This window comes from Thiocapsa sp., assembly GCF_022340925.1.
Classification (GTDB): Bacteria; Pseudomonadota; Gammaproteobacteria; order Chromatiales; family Chromatiaceae; genus Thiocapsa.
In genome coordinates this window covers 54,508-75,546 of the sequence record NZ_JAJDNA010000048.1, presented here as the reverse complement: position 1 = coordinate 75,546, position 21,039 = coordinate 54,508, and the positions used below count along the sequence as shown (strand labels likewise).

16 protein-coding genes and 2 pseudogenes are annotated in these 21,039 nt (G+C 66.0%); 9 read left to right on the top strand and 9 right to left on the bottom strand.

Annotated features, from left to right (window positions below):
- Positions 1-545, bottom strand: a pseudogene (locus LJE61_RS06715) (Fe-S oxidoreductase); the annotation flags it as partial.
- A gap of 313 nt (positions 546-858) precedes the next feature.
- Entirely contained in the window at positions 859-1,404 is a 546-nt protein-coding gene (locus LJE61_RS06710) for a glutathione peroxidase (RefSeq protein WP_296915174.1), read from the bottom strand.
- A 267-nt stretch (positions 1,405-1,671) separates the two neighbouring features.
- Between LJE61_RS06710 and LJE61_RS06705 the strand changes: the two genes are divergently transcribed.
- The 6 genes from LJE61_RS06705 (at position 1,672) to LJE61_RS06680 (ending at position 8,655) form a co-directional block, all read left to right on the top strand.
- Complete coding sequence (locus LJE61_RS06705; protein ID WP_296915171.1) at positions 1,672-2,415, top strand: ferredoxin--NADP reductase; 744 nt, start codon at positions 1,672-1,674, stop codon at positions 2,413-2,415.
- A 20-nt stretch (positions 2,416-2,435) separates the two neighbouring features.
- Positions 2,436-3,995, top strand: coding sequence for an ATP-dependent DNA ligase (locus LJE61_RS06700; RefSeq protein WP_296915167.1), 1,560 nt, complete (start codon positions 2,436-2,438; stop codon positions 3,993-3,995).
- 33 nt (positions 3,996-4,028) lie between these two features.
- The gene (locus LJE61_RS06695; RefSeq protein ID WP_296915165.1) at positions 4,029-5,582 is read left to right on the top strand and encodes a cryptochrome/photolyase family protein; all 1,554 of its coding nucleotides are present in this window, start codon (positions 4,029-4,031) and stop codon (positions 5,580-5,582) included.
- A gap of 282 nt (positions 5,583-5,864) precedes the next feature.
- A complete protein-coding gene (locus LJE61_RS06690; RefSeq protein ID WP_296917814.1) occupies positions 5,865-7,178 on the top strand; it encodes a protoporphyrinogen/coproporphyrinogen oxidase in 1,314 nt (437 codons plus the stop codon).
- 274 nt (positions 7,179-7,452) lie between these two features.
- Positions 7,453-8,100, top strand: coding sequence for a c-type cytochrome (locus LJE61_RS06685; protein ID WP_296915160.1), 648 nt, complete (start codon positions 7,453-7,455; stop codon positions 8,098-8,100).
- A 48-nt stretch (positions 8,101-8,148) separates the two neighbouring features.
- A complete protein-coding gene (locus LJE61_RS06680; protein ID WP_296915157.1) occupies positions 8,149-8,655 on the top strand; it encodes a DUF302 domain-containing protein in 507 nt (168 codons plus the stop codon).
- Between the two features lie 37 nt (positions 8,656-8,692).
- Here LJE61_RS06680 and LJE61_RS06675 read toward each other — a convergent pair whose 3' ends face one another.
- From LJE61_RS06675 to LJE61_RS06645, 7 genes are all read right to left on the bottom strand, one after another.
- Positions 8,693-9,568: a phosphatase PAP2 family protein gene (locus tag LJE61_RS06675; RefSeq protein WP_296915153.1), complete on the bottom strand. Its 876-nt coding sequence runs from the start codon at positions 9,566-9,568 to the stop codon at positions 8,693-8,695.
- Entirely contained in the window at positions 9,565-11,196 is a 1,632-nt protein-coding gene (locus tag LJE61_RS06670) for an ArnT family glycosyltransferase (RefSeq protein WP_296915150.1), read from the bottom strand. Before LJE61_RS06670 ends, LJE61_RS06675 begins: the two co-directional genes overlap by 4 nt.
- A complete protein-coding gene (locus tag LJE61_RS06665; protein WP_296915180.1) occupies positions 11,193-12,203 on the bottom strand; it encodes a glycosyltransferase family 2 protein in 1,011 nt (336 codons plus the stop codon). The genes LJE61_RS06670 and LJE61_RS06665 overlap by 4 nt, the downstream gene beginning before the upstream one ends.
- Positions 12,204-12,362: 159 nt before the next feature.
- Complete coding sequence (yjgA, locus tag LJE61_RS06660; RefSeq protein WP_296917812.1) at positions 12,363-12,875, bottom strand: ribosome biogenesis factor YjgA; 513 nt, start codon at positions 12,873-12,875, stop codon at positions 12,363-12,365.
- A 29-nt stretch (positions 12,876-12,904) separates the two neighbouring features.
- A complete protein-coding gene (recJ, locus tag LJE61_RS06655) occupies positions 12,905-14,647 on the bottom strand; it encodes a single-stranded-DNA-specific exonuclease RecJ (protein ID WP_296917810.1) in 1,743 nt (580 codons plus the stop codon).
- The gene (locus tag LJE61_RS06650) at positions 14,647-16,539 is read right to left on the bottom strand and encodes a M48 family metallopeptidase (RefSeq protein ID WP_296917808.1); all 1,893 of its coding nucleotides are present in this window, start codon (positions 16,537-16,539) and stop codon (positions 14,647-14,649) included. The genes recJ and LJE61_RS06650 overlap by 1 nt, the downstream gene beginning before the upstream one ends.
- Before the next feature lie 13 nt (positions 16,540-16,552).
- Positions 16,553-17,134: a LemA family protein gene (locus LJE61_RS06645; protein WP_296913350.1), complete on the bottom strand. Its 582-nt coding sequence runs from the start codon at positions 17,132-17,134 to the stop codon at positions 16,553-16,555.
- Between the two features lie 296 nt (positions 17,135-17,430).
- Between LJE61_RS06645 and LJE61_RS06640 the strand changes: the two genes are divergently transcribed.
- The 3 genes and pseudogenes from LJE61_RS06640 to LJE61_RS15320 all read left to right on the top strand — a co-directional run.
- Positions 17,431-18,681 carry a bifunctional alpha/beta hydrolase/OsmC family protein gene (locus LJE61_RS06640; protein WP_296913353.1) on the top strand — a complete coding sequence of 417 codons (1,251 nt, stop codon included), beginning with the start codon at positions 17,431-17,433 and terminating at the stop codon, positions 18,679-18,681.
- Between the two features lie 505 nt (positions 18,682-19,186).
- Positions 19,187-19,717, top strand: a complete 531-nt coding sequence (locus LJE61_RS06635) for a TIGR00645 family protein (RefSeq protein WP_296913355.1) — start codon at positions 19,187-19,189, stop codon at positions 19,715-19,717.
- A 194-nt stretch (positions 19,718-19,911) separates the two neighbouring features.
- Positions 19,912-20,946 (top strand): annotated as a pseudogene (locus LJE61_RS15320) (DNA cytosine methyltransferase); the annotation flags it as partial.
- Between the last annotated feature and the right edge of the window lie 93 nt (positions 20,947-21,039).

Sequence of the window (21,039 nt, the reverse complement as noted above, 5' to 3'; positions counted from 1 at the left end):
TGATAGGGAGGTACGCGCGCCTCCTTGTGTACGCCGAGAGCCGCTTCCAGCAGTGACCGTCCGGCCGCGCTGGCGTTGACGGCGTTGACCAGGCTGTTCACCACGGGGATCCCGGCCAGCGATCCCACCGAATCGGTGCTGGTCAGGATTCGATCACGGAATTTCACCTTACCCTGCCGATACTTCACCGCCTTGGCGCGGAGCATCAGGTGCGGGAAGTCCAGATTCCACTCATGGGGGGGCACATAGGGACATTTCGTCATGTAGCAGAGGTCGCAGAGGTAGCAGTGGTCGACCACGTTCCAATAGTCGTCCTTGGCGACACCGTCGACCTCCATCGTCTCCGACTCGTCAACCAGGTCGAAGAGCGTCGGGAAGGACTGACACAGACTCACGCAGCGACGGCAACCGTGGCAGATGTCGAAGACCCGTTCCAGCTCTTTGAGAAGGGAGCCTTCGTCGTAGAAATCGGGGCCCTGCCAATCGAGCGGGTGGCGGGTGGGCGCCTCGAGGCTGCCCTCGCGAATACCTTGCGTCGCCATCATTCAACCTCCCCTGTGCCAGTTGTGATCGTTTCCCCGCGACGGAGACGCTGATGGATCGGTGATCCTCGCCGTCAATCAGCGTGGAACAGCGGAACGCGGTTTCTCTGCTCCTTCCCCTTCAGTCCTCGAGACGGCTTCAGATCGCGGCCCCCCAGGTGTCGCCGATGCACCCGATGCTTTAGCCCTTGCCTAACTGTAGACGCACAGCGAGCGGGGTTCCAATCGCCATGGCGAATCGGAATCATCGTCGGGACCGAGCGATATTGCGGCCTCAACATCCCGCACGCGGTAGCGGAGGGGATCGGGGGATCGGTCAGAGCAGCTTTTCGATCGCCTTGACGACCTTGCGATCCTCCGGCTTCGTGAAGCTGACGTAGTGGTCGACCAGGTTTCCATTGCGGTCGATCAGATACTTGTAGAAGTTCCATTTCGGATAGGGCGCGCCCGCGTCGGCCAGACGCTGAAACAAGGGCGCGGCGACGCCTTTCTTGACGCTGACCTTCTCGAACATGGGGAACTCAACGGAATAGGTGAGGCGGCAGAATTTCTCGATCTCCTCCTCGCTGCCCGGCTCCTGGTTGGCAAAGTCGTTGGACGGGAAGCCCAGCACGACGAGGCCTCGGTCCTTATATTTGCGGTACAGAGCCTCGAGCCCGTCGTACTGCGAGGTGAAGCCGCACTTGCTGGCGGTGTTGACGACCAGCAGGACCTTGCCTTGGTAGGCTTCGCAGAGGTTGACCACTTCGTCACCGGCGAGCCGGCGCACCTCGACATCGAGCAGGGATGGGCAGGACTCGGTGGCGGCACCGGCCGAACTGGTCATGGCGGCGATTCCGAGTGCGAGCAGGGTGTTCCTCATCTTCAGCATCTCCGGGTGGGGCGAATATGTTTCGTCCTGCTCCGAGGTGATGGAAAAAACGCCGAATGCAATCCCGACACGGGTGGGGGCAAGGATTTGAAAACCCGCAGGCGGCACCAACCTGACCGATAGGGGTCCGGCTGCGGCACGGCGAGCTGGAAGCGCTCGGTCCGTTCCGGTTTGGAAAACGCGTGCCGAGCGCTGCGCGACGGATCGAGACGGCGGGTCAGGGCAGAGAACGACGCTGAATGAGGAGCAGGATCGACGATGAGCGACTGGGTCAAGGCGGAGATCACTGGCAGGCATGCCTGGGCGGATGGTCTCTACAGCATGCAGTTCGAAGGGCCGGTCGCTGACTTCAAGGCGGGCCAATATATCAAGGTTGCGCTGGATATCGAGGGCGATCGCGTCGGTCGCCCCTATTCGCTGGTCAATCCGCCGCAGGAGCGCCCGCTCGAGATCTTTTTCAACGAAGTGCCGGAAGGGCCGCTCACCCCGCGTCTTTCGGATCTGGGCCCGGGCGAGCAGGTCTGGTTGTCCGAGAAGCCGGGCGGGATCTTCACGCTCGAGACGGTCGAGTCCGCCGAGACCTTATGGCTGCTCGCCACCGGGACGGCGCTCGGGGTCTACCTCTCGATTCTGCGGACATCGGATCCGTGGGAACGCTTCGAGCGCGTCGTCCTGGTCCACGGGGTGCGGCACGCGACCGACCTGACCTACGGGGAGACGCTGGCCGCGATCGCCGAGCGCCGGGGCGGCCGATTCGGCTTCGTCCCGGCGGTCAGCCGCGAGCCTGTGCCCGGTGCGATGGCCGGGCGGATCACAGCGCTCCTCACGAGCGGCGCCCTGGAGTCGCACGTGGGTGCGGTCATCGCTCCGCACAGCAGCCACGTGATGCTCTGCGGGAACTCGGCGATGATCAAAGAGGTCAAGACGATCCTGGAGGAGCGCGGCCTGGCCAGGCACCGGCGTCACGCCCCGGGTCAATACACGACCGAGCAGTATCACTGAGCGAAAGGCCGGCGGTTTGAATGAACGAGGCTGCCACGACCCTCGAGACGCTGGTCCGACTGTCGGGCGACGTCGCGGGGCAATCGTCCCGAAACGCCAAGGTTTCGTTGATCGTCGCGCTGCTGCGACGGCTCGAACCCGGCCAGTCGGCATTGGCCGCCAGCTACCTCGCTGGTGAGATCCCGCAGGGCCGGATCGGCATCGGACCGGCGCAGATCGACGCCCTCCGCAGTGCGAAGCCGGCAGCGACCCCCCGGCTGACACTCGGAGAGGTCGATCGCACCCTGGAGGAGCTGTCCGGGATTTCGGGGGCCGGGTCCCAGGTGCGGCGGCGTTCTTTGCTCGAATCGGTGTTCGAGCGCGCCTCTTTCGCGGAGCGATCGTTCCTCGCCCGGCTGCTGCTGGGTGAGCTCCGACAGGGTGCGCTCCGGGGCCTGGTGATGGAGGCCGTCGCGCAGTCCGCCGGTCTGCCCCCGGCACTCGTGCGGCGCGCCCTGATGCTTTGCGGCGATCCGGCGCATGTTGCACGCACCGCATTCACGGCCGGTGCCGACGGTCTGCGCGCGATCCGGCTGGAGCTCTTCCGCCCCGTCCTTCCGATGCTGGCCCAGCCCGCGCGGGATCTGGAGGACGCTCTCGCCCGCCTGGAACAGCCCTTCCTCGAGCTCAAGCTCGATGGGGTGCGTGTGCAGGTCCATAAGCTCGGCGAAGAGGTCCGCGTCTACAGCCGCCAGGGATACGAGGTGACTGCGGCGGTGCCGGAGATCCCACAGTTGATCCGTTCGATCCCCGTCGCCGACCTGGTGCTGGATGGCGAGGTCCTGGCCCTGCGTCCCGACGGGCGACCGCATCCGTTTCAGACCAGCATGCGCCGCTTCGGCAGGCGCATCGACGTCGCGAGCCTGTGCGCCGAGTTGCCGCTGCATGGCTTCATGTTCGATTGCATTCAATGCGACGGCGCGGTGCTGATCGACGTGCCGGCGCGGGAGCGCTTCAGGATCCTCTCCGAGGTCCTGCCCGGGCATGCCCTCGTGCCGCGGGTTCGTACCGCCGACGTGGATCAGGCACGGGCGTTCTTCGCGCGGGCACTGGCCATGGGTCATGAAGGACTCATGGCCAAGGACCCCGACGCGCCTTACGAGGCCGGCGCACGGGGTCGTGCCTGGCTCAAGATCAAGCCGACGCAGACCCTCGATCTGGTGGTGCTGGCGGCAGAGTGGGGCAGCGGGCGGCGCCGTGGCCGGTTGAGCAACCTCCACCTGGGTGCGCGTGATCCGGCCGGCGGATTCGTGATGCTGGGCAAGACCTTCAAGGGGTTAACTGATGCCATGCTCGACTGGCAGACCGCCCGTCTCACCCAGCTGGCCCTCGCCCAGGAAGGTCAGGTCGTCCAGGTTCGGCCCGAGTTGGTCGTCGAGATCGCCTTCAACGAGCTCCAGGAGAGCTCGCACTACCCGGGCGGACTGGCGTTGCGGTTTGCGCGCGTGAAGCGCTACCGTCCGGACAAGCCGCCCGAGCAGGCCGACGGCATCGAGCAGGTCCGTGCGCTCTTTCGACGACAGGTCGCCTATTCGTCCTGAACCTGCGGGAAGCGCGTTTCATTCGTGACTGAGATGCAGAATCCGCCTTGCCGACATCTGGTGCTGGTGCTCGGGGACCAATTGGACCCGCGTGCCGCCGCGCTGCGTGACCTGGATCCGGTCCGCGACCAGGTCTGGATGTGCGAGGCCGTCGAGGAGTCGACGCACGTGCCCTCGCACAGGGCGCGGATCCTCCTCTTCCTGTCGGCGATGCGCCGCTTTCGGGATCGTCTGGCCGCGTCGGGCGTCCGCGTGCACTATCGCGCGTTGGACGTGGAGGGCGACCCTTCCCTCGCGGCAGGGTTGCGCAAGGCGATCGACGCGCTGCGCCCAGGCCTCCTGATCCTGACCGAGCCGGGGGAGCACCGCGTCCTCCTCGTGTTGGAGGCAGTCGCGGCGGAGACCGGTGTGCCCCTCGAGGTCCGTCGCGACGCGCACTTCATCTGCTCCAGGGCGGATTTCGACCAGTGGGCCGAGGGCCGCAAGGCGCTGCGCCAGGAGCATTTCTATCGCCATCTGCGCAGGCGGGAGGGCATCCTGACGGAAGGCACCGGGGACGCGCTGCGACCGGTCGGCGGGAAATGGAATCTGGATCAGGAGAACCGCAAGGCGTTCGGTCGGAAGGGACCCGGTCGGGTACCTCGGCCGCTCGGCTTTCCCCCCGATGAAACCACACGCGCGCTGATCGGTTTGATTCAGCGCCGATTTCCGGATGCACCCGGATCCCTGGACGGGTTCGATTGGCCACTTACCCAGCTCCAGGCCAACCAAGCCCTCGATGATTTCGTCCGCAACCGTCTTCCGGCTTTCGGGCCATGGCAGGACGCGATGTGGACCGGCGAGCCCTATCTCTATCACGCACGCCTCTCCGCGGGCCTGAATCTGAAGCTGCTCGACCCGCGCGCCGCGGTCGGCGCGGCGGTCGAGGCGTTCGAGGCGGACCGGGCCCCACTAGCGTCGGTCGAAGGCTTCGTTCGCCAGATCCTCGGCTGGCGCGAGTACGTGCGCGGGATCTACTGGCGCGCGGGGCCCGGTTATCCGGGCTCGAACGCGCTCGAGGCGCACCAGCCGCTTCCAGCCTTCTACTGGGACGGACGGACCGAATGCGCTTGTTTGGCGACGGTGGTCGGGCAAGTCCTCGAGCACGGATACGCGCATCACATCCAGCGGCTAATGGTGACCGGACTCTTTGCCCTCCTGCTCGGGGTCGAGCCGCGCGCGATCCATGCCTGGTATCTGGCGATGTTCGTCGACGCGGTGGAATGGGTCGAGGCGCCCAATGTGATCGGGATGAGCCAATTCGCCGATGGCGGGGTCCTCGCCTCGAAACCCTATGTTGCCAGTGGTCAATACATCAACCGAATGAGCAACTATTGCGGGCAGTGCCGCTTCGACCCGGGAGAGGCCCTGGGTGAGAACGCCTGTCCTTTCACGACGCTGTACTGGGACTTCTTGGCTCGGCATGAGGGACGCTTCGCCGCCCACCCGCGAACGGCGCTGCAGTGGCGAGCGCTCGCGCGACTGGGCGCCGGCCGCCAGCGCGCGATACGACGCCAGGCGGACGGACTCCGTGCGGCGCTGGCTTGAGGTGATGCTCACAGCCGTGCTCGTCATCCGACCCTGTGCGGGGCAGAAAGCCCCGCTGTTTTCCGCCGCGTAAGCGACTGAAAATGAGGGCAACCTCGAACCGCATTTTCGCTTTCCGTGGTGATGGTCGGCCAGGATAGCCGATCGATCAGCGCCTTAGCGCAAGGGCCTTGTCAACACCGATGAGCTTGAGCTTCGCCTCCGAACGGCCACTGTGCCGGGTCAGTCCGAGTCCGCGCCGCAACGGCGCCTTCACCAACCACCAGGTTCGGAGGTGAGCCGTTGAGTGCAGACGTGATCATCATCGGTGCTGGCCTGTCCGGGCTCGCCTGTGCCATCACGCTCCGTGAGCAGGGGCTGGAGCCGCTGCTGGTCGAGGCATCCGATGCGGTCGGCGGGCGCGTCCGCACCGACCGACGGGACGGCTTTCTACTGGATCGCGGGTTTCAGGTCTTGCAGACCTGGTATCCGGAGGCCCGCCGGTTTCTCGACTATGAGCGACTGGATCTTCGCCCCTTCTATCCAGGCGCCTTGGTCCACACCCAGGGTCGGATATATCGAGTCAGCGACGTCTGGCGCCGCCCGACACGGCTACCCGAGATGCTGCTCTCGCCGGTCGGCAGCCTGGCCGACAAGGTCAGGCTCCTGGGTCTGCGCAGACGCTGTCTGCGCGGTGATCTCAAAGCGCTCTATTCCCGCCCGGAGCGCGAGGCATCGACCCTGCTTCGCGAGCTCGGGTTCTCGGCGGGAATGATCGAGCGGTTCTTCAAGCCCTTTTTCAGCGGCGTTTTTTTCGAGCCCGAGCTGGGCGTGTCCTCGCGCGCGTTCGAGTTTGTGTTCCGCGCCTTCGCGCTCGGCGATACGTCGCTGCCGGCCCGCGGCATGGGTGAGATCCCGGCGCAATTGGCGCAACGGCTGCCACGGGAGGGGATTCGGCTCGGTTGTCACGTCGAGCGGATCCTCGATCAGGAGATCGTGCTGGATTCGGGTGAACGGCTAAGCGCCAGCACCATCGTGGTGGCAACCGAGGGCAGCGAGACGGCCCGACTGCTCGGTGTGGCCGGCGGCGGGTCCCAAGCCGGTCGCGGAACCACTTGTTTCCATTTCGCCGCGAGCGCGCCGCCGATCGAGGGCCCTGATCTGCTGGTCAATGGTGAGGGGCGAGGGCGGATCAACAGTCTCCTGTGCCCCAGCAACCTCTCGGCCCACTATGCCCCGCGTGGGGAGAGCCTGGTGACCGTGAACGTCCATGGAGCGGATGACGATCCCAATACACTGGAGACCGGGCTGCGCCGCGAGCTGATCGGCTGGTTCGGTAATCAGGTCCTCTCCTGGAAGCGGCTTGCGGTCTATCGGCTGGCGCGCGCCCTGCCGGCCCAGTCGCCGCCAGTCAGCTATCCGGGCGCGGTGACCCTGCGCCAGTCGAGCTGGCTCTGGACCTGCGGCGAGTATCGATCCGCCCCCTCGATTCAATGGGCACTCCATTCCGGTCGCCGCGCGGGGGAGGAGATCGCCGGCAGTCTGCTCGGTCAACGCCCGGCTGAAGCGATCGAGCGTGCGCCTCTCACCAGAGGTCTGCACTGGAGCGATCCCTGAGCCGGCCGGTCGGCGCGTGCTCCATCCGAGCCGCGCGCACGGCGCAGGACCGGTCTGTCCGACCCGCACGCGGCCCGCCCGAATAAGATGGGCCATCCGCGCTGGCTCCGGAAAGGTCGCACGGCCATCCGGTCCGGATGCCGCTGCGCAGCGACGCGAACGCTCGAAGGGTTGTCGTGTGCGAAACGCAAGGTCGTGAACAGGTTGCACCTGTTATGCGGATCTCCTATCGTAGCTGCTCGGCAAAACGATAATCCTATCCGGAGTTTGGAGCATGAGATCTTCGATTGTGCGTGCGCTGGCCTTGTCTCTCGCCCTCGCGGCCCCCCTGGCTGTTTCCCCGTCGGCCACTGCCAGTGCCTCCGAAACGGAGCCGGATCCGGATCTCGGCGAACGACTGCATCGCCAGTGCGCCCTCTGCCACGGCCTGTACTCGCAGGGCATCCTCGGTGGCAAGTATCCTCGTCTGGCAGGCTTCCCCGACTACTATCTGCTCAAGTCGCTGAACGATTATCGCGACGGCGAGCGCGAGCACGCGGCGATGGTGGTGGTCGGCGGCCTGCGCACCCTCTCTGACCACGACGTAGCGAGTCTCGCCGCCTATATCGCCAGCATCGATCTCAACGAGGTCCATCCGCTCGATGTCCCGACCCCCGACGGGGCGGATGTCGAGAATGGCGAGGACCTCTACCGCAGCGACTGCAAGACCTGTCACGGGCGCTCCGCTGAAGGCATCAAACGCAAGGAGAGCCCCCAGCTCGCGGGGCAGTACGACGGCTATCTCCTGCGTCAGATCGGACGGTTCAAGGAGGGCAAACGGATGCACGCGAACGACCCGGAAGATGAGACGTTCGTGGACTATAGTGACCAGGAGATCCTCGATATCGTCGGATTCGTGACCACGCTCGACGACCAGGACTGACCCCTGCGGCGCGCGTCTTAGCCCATCGAGCTATTTGAGGATATAAGAATGAAAGAACTGTTACCTGTCGTTGCCCTCGTGCTCGCCGTCACCACGCCTTTGTGGGCGGCCGATGAAGCGGCCCCCGAGATTCGCGTGTCCGACGTCGAGCACACCGTGCTCAAAGTGGGCCTGGCGCCGGGCGTCACGGCCGACGCCGCGGGCGAGGCCATGTTGTCGAAGGCGGTCGAGCTCAACATGCGTCTGGTCGCACACCTGAATGTCGGAAAGGAGGTTAGCAGTCGCGGCATCGACTCGATGCGTCTGGAGATCTTTCAGTTCTGCAATCCGGAGGACGCGGTCAAGATGGCGCGCTTCAATACCATCTTTGCCGCCTATATGCCCTGCAGCATCGCGCTGGTCGAGGACAACGACGGCCGGATCTGGCTGCAGATGCTCAACCTCGACATGTTGATCAGCGCCTATAATCTGCCCCCCGAGCTGCAGGCCCTCGCGCTCGGCATCAACGGGCAGATGCTCGACATCATCACCGCCGGAGCCACCGGGGAGTTCTGATCGTCCGCCTGTCGGCCGGCCAGGCCGGCCCGACCCTCTAATCGCGGGGTTCGGGGGTCGGGCGGCTGCGCCAATAGCGCCGCGTCGGCAGAAGGAGGTACTGGGTCAAGACCACGACCAAGGCGGCCGCGCCCAGGATGGCCAGCGGACGGGCCGCCGAGTGGTAGCCGCCGTCGTTGTAGACCAGGGCGATCGCCAGGATGGAACCCAGGGTCACGAAGGCGAGATGAACCGAGAGCTCGGTCGCCGGACCTGCCCAGTGGGCCGCCAGCCGCGCACCGATCCAGGCCGCGATCGCCCCGCCGAGCAGACCGGCGGCCACATCCACCGGCCAATGGACCCCGACTGCGACCCGACTCAACCCCACCAAGACTGCCAGCAGCAGAAAGAGTGCCCTGAGTCCGCTGCGAGGCGTGTGGTAGATGAGCACACCGAAGAACACCGCAGCGGTCACGCTGTGCCCGGATGGAAAGCTGGCGCGCCGGTGCCCGGGGCCGATCAGATTGAAGGCTTCGGCGGCGAGCACACCCGGCGGGCGGGTGGCATCGAGCAGCGTTTTCAGTCCACGGCTGTAGGCGATCGCGACCACCGCCGAGAGGATCAATGCCCAAAAGACCCGCGGGTAGCGCAATGCGAAAAGCAGCGCCAGCGCGAAGCTGACGCGCTCGTCGCCCAAGACGGTCAGCCATTCCCAGACCCAATCCGGGTATGCTGCGGCCGCGCTGTTGACCTGGATGAAGCCGGCGTGGTAGCCGCCCGCCAGACAGAGCGTCAGGGCGACGATCAGGCAGACCCACGCCCAGCGCGTCAACCAGAGCGCCCCGCTCGGCGAATACAGCTCCGTCCTTGACGCACCCGCCTCCAGACGGTCGCCAAGGTCCTGGCGCCAGAACCCGATCAGACCACCGCTCATTCGCCGTCTGTCTCCGCTGGACTCGGCTCGCCCAAGTGCACCAAGGCGACCGGGCCGCGCTGATAGACCAGCTCCTGCGGCAGTTCGGGGTAGTCCCTGGCCAAGGCCTCGAGCTTGTCGACCCGCAAGAAGACCAATTCGCCCGGCAAGGGCGGGCGGTTTGGCGTGATGGCATCTCGATAGACGCTGAAGCTTGGCATGGAGGTGCGATAGACCGAGGTGGGGAGACCGAGTTGTCGCGCCAGCAGCCCCGCCTCTTTGACCGGTGCCTGCATGACCGCGAAGACGCGCGGCACCAGGATGCCATAGACGACCAGGGTCTGAATCACGCCGGCGAGAATCAGGCGTTGCCAAAGCGGTCGCCGCGACCAGAGCAGCAGGCCGATCAGGGCGGCCAGGCCGGCGAGCATTGCGCCGAGGTAGGCCGGTCCCAGGAGCCCGCCCGCCTCTTCGAACATAGCCACCTCGTGCGCCTTGTCCGCTTGGGATTCGGCCAGACCGACGACCCAAGGCAGCGCCGCCAACAGAGCCAGGAAGAGCAGTGGCGGGATGAATGCGAGCCAAGGTTCCCTCAAGCGATCGCGATGCTTCGCCATCAGGATGAAGAGCGGCGTGACGCCGTAGAGCAGGTAGTGCGGCAGCTTGGTTCCGGAGAAGGAAAAGAAGACAAAGACGGTGCCGAACCAGAGCCAGAGGAAACGCTCGAGCGGATCCGACCAGGCTGCGCGCAGGCCGGGTAGGAGGCGCAGGAACCAGCCGGTGAAGGGCAGCAGGATGATCGGAAGCATGACCAGGTAATAGCCCGGGAAACCCGCGTGCCCGTGCATGGCATCGCCGAAGCGCCCCGCGTTGTGCTCCAGGAAGAAGCTTCGGAAGAAGCCGATCCCGTCGTCGAGATAGACCGCGACAAACCAGGGCATGGCGACCAGGAGGAACACCAGCCAGCCCACCGGTGCGAAGGCCGCCTGGGCCCAGCGTCGCAGCGAGCGCTCGGACCAGAAGAACAGAAGGCTGACCACGACCGGGAAGAACACCGCCACCGGCCCTTTGGTCAGGAACCCGAGGCCCATCCAGAGAAAGGCCCGCAGCACGCAGCGTCGGTTGCGCTCGGGATTCAGGTCCAGGAAGTAACGATAGATCTCGAAGAAGGTCAGGGCGATGAAGAGGTTCAGAACCGCGTCGGCGACGGCCGCCTTGGCGATCAATGAGACCTGGAGGCTCAGCGCCAACACCAGACCTGCGACCACCGCGACCTCGCGATCCAGGTGTCGTCGGGCAAAGCCCCAGACGGCAGCGACCCAGAGCGTGGCGGCCAGGGCCGAGGGCAGACGCAGTGCGACCTCGTTGAATCCGAGCGCCTTGGCCGAGGCCGCCTGCAGCCAGTAAATGAGCACCGGCTTGTCGTATCGAGGCTCGCCGTCCTTGTGGGGCGTGATGTAGTTGCCGCTCGCGAGCATCTCGCGGGTGGCCTCGGTGAAGGCACCTTCATCGAGGTCGTAGAGCGGGACCGCGCCCAACTGCCAGAAGAAGCTCAGGAGCACGACCACGGCGAGCAGCCAGGGCGAGGTCATGAGACGGGTGAGCAATGCAACTCCGCTGCGCTCGGGGTTCTCGACGGCCGCCCTCATGCCGGCCGTTTCCACTCAGCCGTCGCGGGATCGGACTGCCAGCAGATCCGGTGATGGGTGCGCGTGCCGGAGGCGTAGAAGGTCCGTGTCAACAGCTCTGCAAGGACGCCGGTGGTCAGGAACTGGATCGAGGCGACCAGGAACAGGATCGACACGAACAGCATGGGGCGTGTTCCGATGTTCTGGCCGAGCCCGAACTTGACCCAGAGCATGTCGGCCATCAGGACGGCCCCGATGGCACCGAAAAAGATCCCGATCGAGCCGAAGAAATGGCCGGGTCGTGACCCGAACCGCAGGAAGAAAAAGGCCGACAAGAGGTCGAGCAGGACCCGGAAGGTCCGCGAGATGCCATACTTGGATGCACCGAATCGGCGCGCCTGGTGGGTGACCTCGGTCTCGCCGATGCGCTCGGGAGAGGTCACGCCGGCCACCCACACCGGGATGAATCGGTGCATCTCACCGAGCAGGGTCACCTCCTTGATCACCTCGGCGCGATAGACCTTGAGGCTGCACCCGTAGTCATGCAACGCGACCCCGGTGACCCTTCCGATCAGGCCATTGGCGATCCGCGAGGGCAGCCTGCGCATCACCAGGGCGTCCTGGCGTTGGCGGCGCCAGCCCTGCAGCAGGTCCAGGTCGCGCTCCAGAAGCTCATCGACCATGCGGGGGATGTCGGCGGGGTCGTTCTGGAGGTCGCCGTCCAGGGTGGCGACGAGCTCGCCGCGAGCGGCCTCGAAACCCGCTTGCATCGCCGCCGTCTGGCCGAAGTTTCGGCGCAGCCGCACGACCCGCACATGGGGGCCGTAGCGCTCGGCTGCCTCACGCAGACGCAGACCCGTCCCGTCGCGGCTCCCATCGTCGATACAGATCAGCTCCCAGGTCCCCTGGTAGCCCGCGAGGCCCTGGTGGACACGTGAGATCATGGGCTCGACATTCTCGATCTCCTGATACATGGGGATGACGATGGAGAGCGCGGGGCGCACTGCATCCTTGCGCGTCGCGGGCATGTCCCGTCGCTCGGATCCGTTGTCCGCCGGCGGGGTGGTCGCAGGTGTGATGCAGGAGGTCATCGGGTGAGATCCACGGCCTTGGTTGCATGCCGTTCCCGGCGTTGGTCGGTCATCGAAGGGGCAGCCGAACGGCGGTTGAGCTGGGTCTTGCCCAGCCTAGGGGTCCTGCACCTCGAGCAGGTCGCGCAGGAAGCGGAACAGCTTGCGCGGGGCCTCTGAACGGCCGCGCGCCTGGTCACGCTGCGCCGCCCGGATCAGGGTCCTTAACTGCTGGCGGTCGACGTTCGGGCACTGTTGGATCAGCTCGCCCAAGGCGCCCTCGTCATCCCGGATCAGCCGCTCGCGCCAGCGCTCGAGGATGTGAAGGCGGACGGTCGCCTCCCGTTCACGTGCCTCGGCCCGGTCCAGCAACGCATGGACAGCGGCCATGTCCTCGCGCTCAAGCAGGTTGGCAATCCGCTTCCAGTGGCGCCCGCGCGCCCGGACGTCCTTGATCCGGGGGGTCTCGTCGAGCGCAACCCACGTCGCCTCGCTGAGGTTCAGGCGCTCGAGCTCTGCCCGAGGCATCCCGGCCAAGCGTTCGGCCAATGCCTGCAGCGCCAGCTTGTCACGTTTGAGCTGGCTCTTGCTCGGTCCCCGTTGTTCGACTTCGTCGATCCTGTCGTTCATCGTCAACCCGAACATCGCGCCTTTGCGGTTCACAGGTGTGCCGTACCCCTGGTCTGCTCTAGGTGCTCGATCAGCAACTGTGGCGAGCGCTTACCCCGGTAGTCGTTCACGTCCAGCCGGTAGGCGAGCCGGAGCTTGCCTCCGGCCTCCGAGAGGTGCTCGCCCATGTTGAAGCCGATGGCATCGATCGGCCCGGCGCCGGCCGCTTGGTCGCTGACACGCAGCTTGAGATGCCCGTCGCCTACCAGGCGGGCTCCCAGGACCTCGAAGGTCCCGTCGAAGCGAGGCTCGGGGAAGCCCTTGCCCCAGGGGCCGGCCACTCGAAGGGCCTCGGCGGTCTCAAGGGTCATGAGCCGGGCCGGGAGCGCCCCCTCGGAACAAATCTCGGGCTGCGGGGGCTGATCGCCGAGCTGCTCCAGCACCGCCTCGGCGAAGGCGTCCTCGAAGCGGTTCAGTGCCTCGGTCCGGATGCTCAAACCTGCGGCCATTGCATGACCGCCGAAACGCTCCACCAATCCGGGGCAACGCCGGTCGACGAGTGCGATCAGGTCACGGATATGGAGACCCTCGATCGACCTCGCCGAGCCCCGCAGCAGCCCTTCACCACCGTGCGCAAAGGCGATGACGGGGCGATGATACCGCTCGCGGATCCTGGCCGCGACGATCCCGGAGACCCCTTGGTGCCAATCCTCACCGAACAGACAGAGTCCGGGCGGAAGTGACGAGCCGTCCAGAGAGAGTCCCGCGACGAGCGTTTCTGCCTGGCCCCTCATCTGGCCTTCGATCTCGCGACGTCGTCGGTTGAGATCGTCGAGCGCCCGGGCAAGCTCCGATGCGGCCAGCGGGTCCTCGGTCAGAAGACATTCGACACCCACCGACATGTCCTGGATCCGCCCGGCCGCATTGAGCCTCGGTGCCGCGAAGAAGGCCAGGTCGGCTGCCGTGACCCGGCTCGGATCCCGTCCGGCGACCGTCAGGAGGGCGCGCACCCCGGCGCCGCAACGCCCGGCGCGGATGCGCCTAAGGCCCTGCTCGACCAGGATCCGATTGTTGCGGTCCAGGGTGACCACGTCCGCGACCGTGCCCAAGGCGACCAGGTCCAGGAGGTCCGCGAGGTTCGGCTCCGGGCGCCGCGCACTGAACCAGCCCCGTTCACGCAGACGGGTACGCACGGCCACAAGCAGATAGAAGACCACGCCGACGCCGGCCAGGTGCTTGCTCGGGAATGGGCAGTCCGGTTGATTGGGGTTGACGATCGCCGCCGCGGCGGGGAGGCGCTCGCCGGGCAGATGGTGATCCGTGACCAGCACCGGGATGCCCAGCTCACGCGCCCGCGCGACCCCGCTGACACTGGAGATGCCGTTGTCCACGGTCATCACGAGGTCCGGCCGGGATGCCGCGGCCGCCTCGACCACGCCAGGACTGAGACCATAGCCGAACGCGAACCGGCTGGGGATCAGATAGGACACGCGCGCCGCGCCCAGGCTTCGCAGACCCCGGACCGCGAGGGCCCCGCCGGTGGCGCCGTCGGCGTCGTAGTCGGAGACCACCAGCAGATGACCGCCGCTGCGGATCTGCCCTGCAAGCAGGTCCACCGCCTCCTCGATCCCCCGGAGCGCGCCCGCCGGGTGCAGGGATCCCAGGCCAGGTGCTGCCTCCTCTCCGTCGGCCAGGCCCCGCTGCGCATACAGCATGGAGAGCAGCTCTGCCGGCGTGCTGGCAGTGGCGAGGGCGGCACTGCCCGAGACACGACGGATCCTTGGGCTGGACATCAGGTGAACAGTGGCATCGGCACATGGAGCGCCGCGACGACCGCCCGCAGCAGCTCGACCTCGGTCTGGCTCACCCCGGCGTATCTCACGGTCGCGATGAGTGCGCGGAGCAGGCGTTGTTTGTCCTCGATGCGCAAGTCGTCCAGTCGCGCGAGCGCCCGGTCGAGCCGATCGGACCAGTCCGCTGATGCGAGGGGCTCCAACTCGCCGACGCCGATCCCGAGGACCGCCAGGCCGGCGGCGAAGGCCGCCTGGGCGGCCCGTCGCTCCGGATTCGCCTGGCGCGCGAGGATCATCAGGAGATCTCGGGCCTCGCGCTCGCCGTCGGTCAGCCGGCCGGTCCCGGCACCGCGTGCCTGGGTGGGGGCGATGGCGTCCCGGATCTGCTGGGAGAGCAGCCGCGCGAGGGCGTACTCGAAGACATCGACCCGACCGTCGGCACGGATGAGCCGATCGATCAGGTCCATGAGGCGGTTCAGCTCGGCCTGGGGTCGACGACGCAGGGTCGGGAAGCCAATCTCCAAGAGCGGGATGCGCAGCTCCGGCGCCAGGCTCGGCACAGCGGCCAGGAGCGTGCTCACCTGTCGTTCGCCCTCGATCCCGAGTGCTTCGGCCACCATCAGGAGCTGGCGCTCGCGGATCTCGGCATCCGGGTCCATCAAGAGGTAGCAGATCGCTTCCACGACCCACTCAGTGGAGCGTGCAGCGCGCGCGAGCGGCTGGGGGATTGCCTGGGCGAGCTCTGCGGCGGCCCGAATCTGATCGGTGTCCGGGCGGCCGATCCGCGTGATCACCTGATCGGCTTCGGACATGATGCCGCCGGATCGGCGTCTGGGCCCTGATGGTGACGCGATCACGGCGGCCGCGACCCGCGGAAGGGGCACGAGCCGTGCGCGGATCGCCTCGAGCTCCGCCGGGTCGAAGTCGGGCTCGATCGCGCGGATCCGCTCGAGGAGCGGCGGGTGCGTGGCCAACAGCTGACGTGAGAGACCCGCGGCGAAGAGCATGTGCCCGATCTCCTCGGTGTCACTGGCAAGCACCGAGCCGCTCTTGCTTGCCGCGATCTTCTTCAAGGCACCGGCAATCCCGGCAGGCTCCCGGGTGAATTGAACCGCAGAGGCGTCCGCCAGGAGCTCGCGCTGGCGGGATACCGAGGCGCGGATCAGGCGTCCGAAAAAGAGCCCAATGTAGCCCGTCGCGATGAGGGCCAGGGCGATCGCGACCAGCGCGCCCGCGCTCCTGCTGGTCCTCGCGTGGCGGACCGAGAGCATCAGCCGACCGATCAGGGCGAGGACCAGGATCCCGAACAGGATGCCGATCAGGCGGATATTGAGCCGCATGTCGCCGTTGAGGATATGTGAAAACTCATGGGCGGCCACCCCCTGCAGCTCCGAGCGACTCAGGGTCCGTAAAGCCCCGCCGGTGACGGCGACCGCGGCGTCGGCGGGCGAGTAGCCGGCGGCGAAGGCATTGATGCCTTCCTCCTGCTCCAGCACGTAGATCTCGGGTACCGGGACACCCGCGGCGATCGCCATCTCTTCCACCACGTTGCGCAAGCGCTGCAGCTGGGGGTCCGTCGTATTCGCTCCGACGAGCACGCCGCCGAGACCCCGTGCCACTGCCCCGCCACCGCCGCGCAGGGTGAGGATGCGGAAAAGACTGGCGAGCCCGATGAAACCGGCGGTGAGCGCAGAGACCCAGACCAGCACCGGCAGGTGCGCGCCCAGCGATGCCTGCGTGAGCAGGGGTGCCGTCGGATCGGAGCGAAGTCGCAGGTAGACCAAGGCGACCAGGTCGACGACCAGAATGATGCTGATCACGGCCAATACGAATAGGAGCACCAGGAGACGCGTGCGGCGCCGGGCACGGTCCTGGTGCTCGAAGAAGTTCATCGCCGGCGGCGGGTTAGAAGGAGACCCGGACGGCCTCGCGTTTCTCCGGTGCCTCGATGTCCAGCAACCGGGCCGGCTCGAATCCGAAGCGCTGGGCGATCAGGTTGTTCGGGAAGACCTCGCGCAGGTTGTTGTACGACATCACCGTGTCATTGAACGCCTGGCGGGCGAAGGCGACGCGGTTCTCGGTGCTGACCAGCTCCTCGGAGAGCTGCATCATGTTTTGATTGGCCTTGAGGTCCGGATAGGCCTCGGCGAGCGCGAAGAGCTTACCCAAAGCCCCCGCCACTCCCATCTCCGCTTGAGCCAGCCGCTCGATGGCCGCCACGTCGCCGGGATCGGCCGCGACCTGTTTCAGATCCCCCACCGCCTGGTTGCGCGCCTGGATGACGGCCTCGAGGGTCTCGCGCTCATGGGTCATGTAGCGTTCCGCCACCTTGACCAGGTTCGGGATCAGGTCATAGCGGCGGGTGAGCTGGACGTCGATCTGCGCAAAGGCGTTCTTGTAGCGATTCCGACTCGCGATCAGACGGTTGTAAATGACGATCACGAGGACCGCCACCAGCATGATCATTCCAAGCAGTACCCATCCCATTGGTGTACCCCCACTCTGGTGGTGAGCTCAGGGAAAACGCTGGCTCAGTGCGTTTCCCATCTCCTGAAGACCGCCGCCATCATTCGGCCGGCGTCGTCCGGCCGCTGATTGAAGCGGCCTCAATTCAGACGCGCTGGTAGGCTAGCATACTCCCGCGGGTGGGGCAGCCTGGGAGCGGCCTGGTCGCCGGCTCGGTCGCGTCGCCGTTGCCCATCCGGTCAGGCTCGCGACGCGTCGCCGGTGCAAGCCGTTCCGGTACCGGTCAAGATTGCCCGGTCTCAAGACGAGGAATCGCCATGGCGCGTATCAAGCTCGAGTTTCCGAATGCCGAAGGACAGACCCTGGCCGGGCTGCTCGAGACCCCGCCCGATCCGGTGCCGACCGCCCGTTATGCACTGTTCGCGCACTGTTTCACCTGCAGCAAGGATATCGCCGCGGCGACCCGGATCAGTCGGGCCCTGGCCGCCCGCGGCATCGCCGTGCTGCGTTTCGATTTCACCGGACTCGGCAACAGCGACGGGGATTTCGCCAACACCAACTTCTCCTCGAACGTTGCCGATCTCCTGGCCGCGGCGTGGAAGCTCGAGCAGGACTACGAGGCGCCGGCGCTCCTGATCGGTCACAGTCTGGGCGGGGCCGCGGTCCTCGCGGCGGTGCCTCAGCTCCCGTCGGTTGAGGCGGTGGTGACGATTGCCGCCCCGGCGACCGCCTCACACGTGCAGCATCTCTTCAGCGGGGCGCGCGGACAGCTGGAGGCGATCGGCGAGGCCGAGGTGCAGATCGGGCTGCGGCGCTTTCGTATCCGCAAGCAGCTCCTCGAGGATCTCGACCAGCATGCCTCAGCCGATCATATCCGTCACCTCAATCGTGCCCTTTTGGTCTTTCACTCGCCGCTCGACACCATCGTGTCGATCGAAGAGGCGGCTAAGATCTATCAGGCGGCCCGTCACCCCAAGAGCTTTATCTCCCTGGACAAGGCCGATCACCTTCTCAGCAATCGCGAGGACGCCGAGTATGTTGCCGAGACGCTGGTCGCCTGGGCGAGCCGCTACCTGGGCCTGGGTCGGCATGCGTTCGAGCAGAGCATCGGCACCGCGCCCCGCGTGTCCGAAGGTGAGGTCCTGGTCACCGAGCTCGATACCCGTTTTCTGCGTGGACTCTACACCCATCGGCACCAGTGGCTGGCCGACGAGCCCAGGTCGGTTGGCGGCTCGGACCTGGGCCCAACGCCCTACGATCTTCTGATGATGGCCCTCGGCGCCTGCACCTCCATGACCCTACGGATGTACGCCAGGCACAAGGGTCTACCGGTCGACGACATCGAGGTGCGCCTCAGTCACGAGCGCATCCACGCGCAGGATTGCCGGGACTGCGATCAGGCGGACGGCAAGGTCGATCGTATCCTCATGCGCCTCGACATCCATGGCGCACTCACCCCCGAGCAACGCGCGCGACTGCTCGAAATCGCCGCCCGCTGCCCGGTGCATCGCACGCTCGCCGCCACTCCTGTCATTCGGATTGAGCTGGAGGACGACAGACCGTCTTGACTGACTCGCGCGGCGACGGAAATTCCTAGGTCGTCGAAGCTTGAGACGGCGGGCAGACGGCGTTGAAGCGCGGGCCCGGCGCGGGTAGCATCGCATCGGCGGGCGTTCTCGCACGCGACCGACGTCGGGCTCCCATGCGAGGTGCGTTGCCGATCGCCTCGTACCCGCATCGGGTGCTTCGTCCGCGAGGCGGCGGAAACCGATCAGTCGCGACCAGTCGATTCGGGTGACGGGCGCGGCGATCGTCCTTGCGATCACCTCCGTCGTGCCTTCCATGTCTCCACCTTGCGCGCGGCTCGCCATCGCGGGATGTGGGCAGAGGCCGATTGATTGGCCATCGTGGCCCGGAGATCAGCACCGAACGGCACAATGCAGGCGCGCCCTTCTCTCAGTTTGAGTTGCCTCGGCGAGTGAACAGGGTGGCAGCCGCCTGTGCCGCGGGAAATGCCGAAATTTACAGCGCCTCTTCAGAATCAACGGCCTCACGGCGAATCGGAGCCCGGACATGAAACGGATCGAGTACCTCCTCGAATGGCTGATCTTCAGCAGTCGCTGGCTGCTCGCGCCCTTTTACCTCGGGCTGGTGTTGTCGATCCTGCTGTTGCTCGTCAAGTTCGTTAAGGAATTACTCCACTTCATCCCGCTGGTATTTACCGCCGAAGGCGGTGACGTGATCATCGGTCTGCTTTCTTTGATCGACGTCGTCATGATCGCGAACCTGGTGCTGATCATCGTCCTGGCCGGCTACGAGAACTTTGTCTCCCGGATCGAAACGGGCAGCCACGAGGATCGCCCCAACTGGATGGGTCATGTCGGTTTCGCCGAGCTGAAGATGAAGCTCATCGGCTCCATCGTCGCGATCTCCGGCATCGAGCTGCTCAAGGCCTTCATGTATGTGGAGAAGCTGACCAACGAGCAGCTGGCCTGGAAGGTCGGCATCCACATGGCCTTCGTCGTGTCCGGTGTGCTGTTCGCGGTCATGGACCGCGTCGCTGCCGGCAAGGGCGGCGGCCATGCACGCGAAGAGAAACACTGATGAATCAGGTGACAGCGTTATGATCGAGTCAAGCTGCTGGACGCTCAGTTAGAGTGCATCAGCCTGGTCCGACATCAGTTCTTTGGCGGGTTGACGGCGTTGAAGGGTGGGGCGGGCGCAGTTAGCATCGAGTTGCCCTACCTAGTCTTAACGCCGCCATCCGATCTTTCCACTTGCCGGGCGAAGCCAGCTAGATGTCGTCAGAGAAGCCCTTCTCCCTGATCAGCCTCTACACCGGCGCCGGCGGGCTAGACCTCGGGTTTGAGGCGGCCGGATTCGAGTGCCGTGCAGCGGTCGAGATCGACCAAGACTGTGTCAGAACCCTCCGGGCCAACCGGTCTTGGCCCGTGATAGACCGATCCATTCACGAGGTCGCCAGCGCAGACCTGTTGCAGATCGCCGACCTGGGTCCAGGCGAGGTCGATATCCTGATCGGGGGGCCTCCCTGTCAGCCTTTCTCGAAGGCTGGTTACTGGGCGTCCGGAGATGCGCGCCGTCTTGATGACCCGCGAGCGGATACGGTGGCCGCCTTTCTGCGGGTTCTGCGCGACACCCGGCCGCGCGCCTTCCTGATGGAGAACGTAGCGGGGTTGGCCTTCAAGGGAAAAGATGAGGGCCTGCGTCTGATTCAGGCGACCCTGGAGTCCATCAACCGGGTCAGCGGAACGGAGTATAGAGCGTCTTTGTTGGTGCTGAACGCCGCGGAGCTCGGCGTTCCCCAGGCCCGTGAGCGGGCCTTCCTGATCGGTGCGAGGGATGGGACGCCTTTCGGTGGTATCGCGCGGACGCACCGACTAGCCCCGGGGCCCGAGCAAGTTGAGCTGGAGCTGGATGGACCGACCCAGTCTTTTCACACTGCCTGGGACGCCTTGTGGGATTTGGACGATGACGATTCGCCGGAGCTCAAGCTGCGCGGCAAGTGGGCTGACCTTCTGCCTTCGGTGCCCGAAGGGTCGAATTATCTCTATTTCACCGACCGTGGGGATGGGCCGTCCCTCTTCGGTTGGCGGCGGCGATATTGGAACTTCCTGCTCAAGCTTGCCAAGGATCAGCCCTCCTGGACGCTGACCGCTCAGCCCGGCCCGGCCACTGGGCCCTTTCACTGGAAGAAACGCCGTCTCTCGGCGCGCGAGCTCTGTCGCCTGCAGACCATGCCTGACGACTACCAGGTGCTGGGCTCATTGAGCAGCGTGCAGCGTCAGGTTGGCAATGCGGTGCCCTCGGCGCTCGCGGAGACTCTCGGACTTCCGGCGGTTTCGTGTCAGCGCCCGAGATCGTGGCCCACTCCTGACTTACCTCCAGGATGCGCTCGAGCGCTGCGG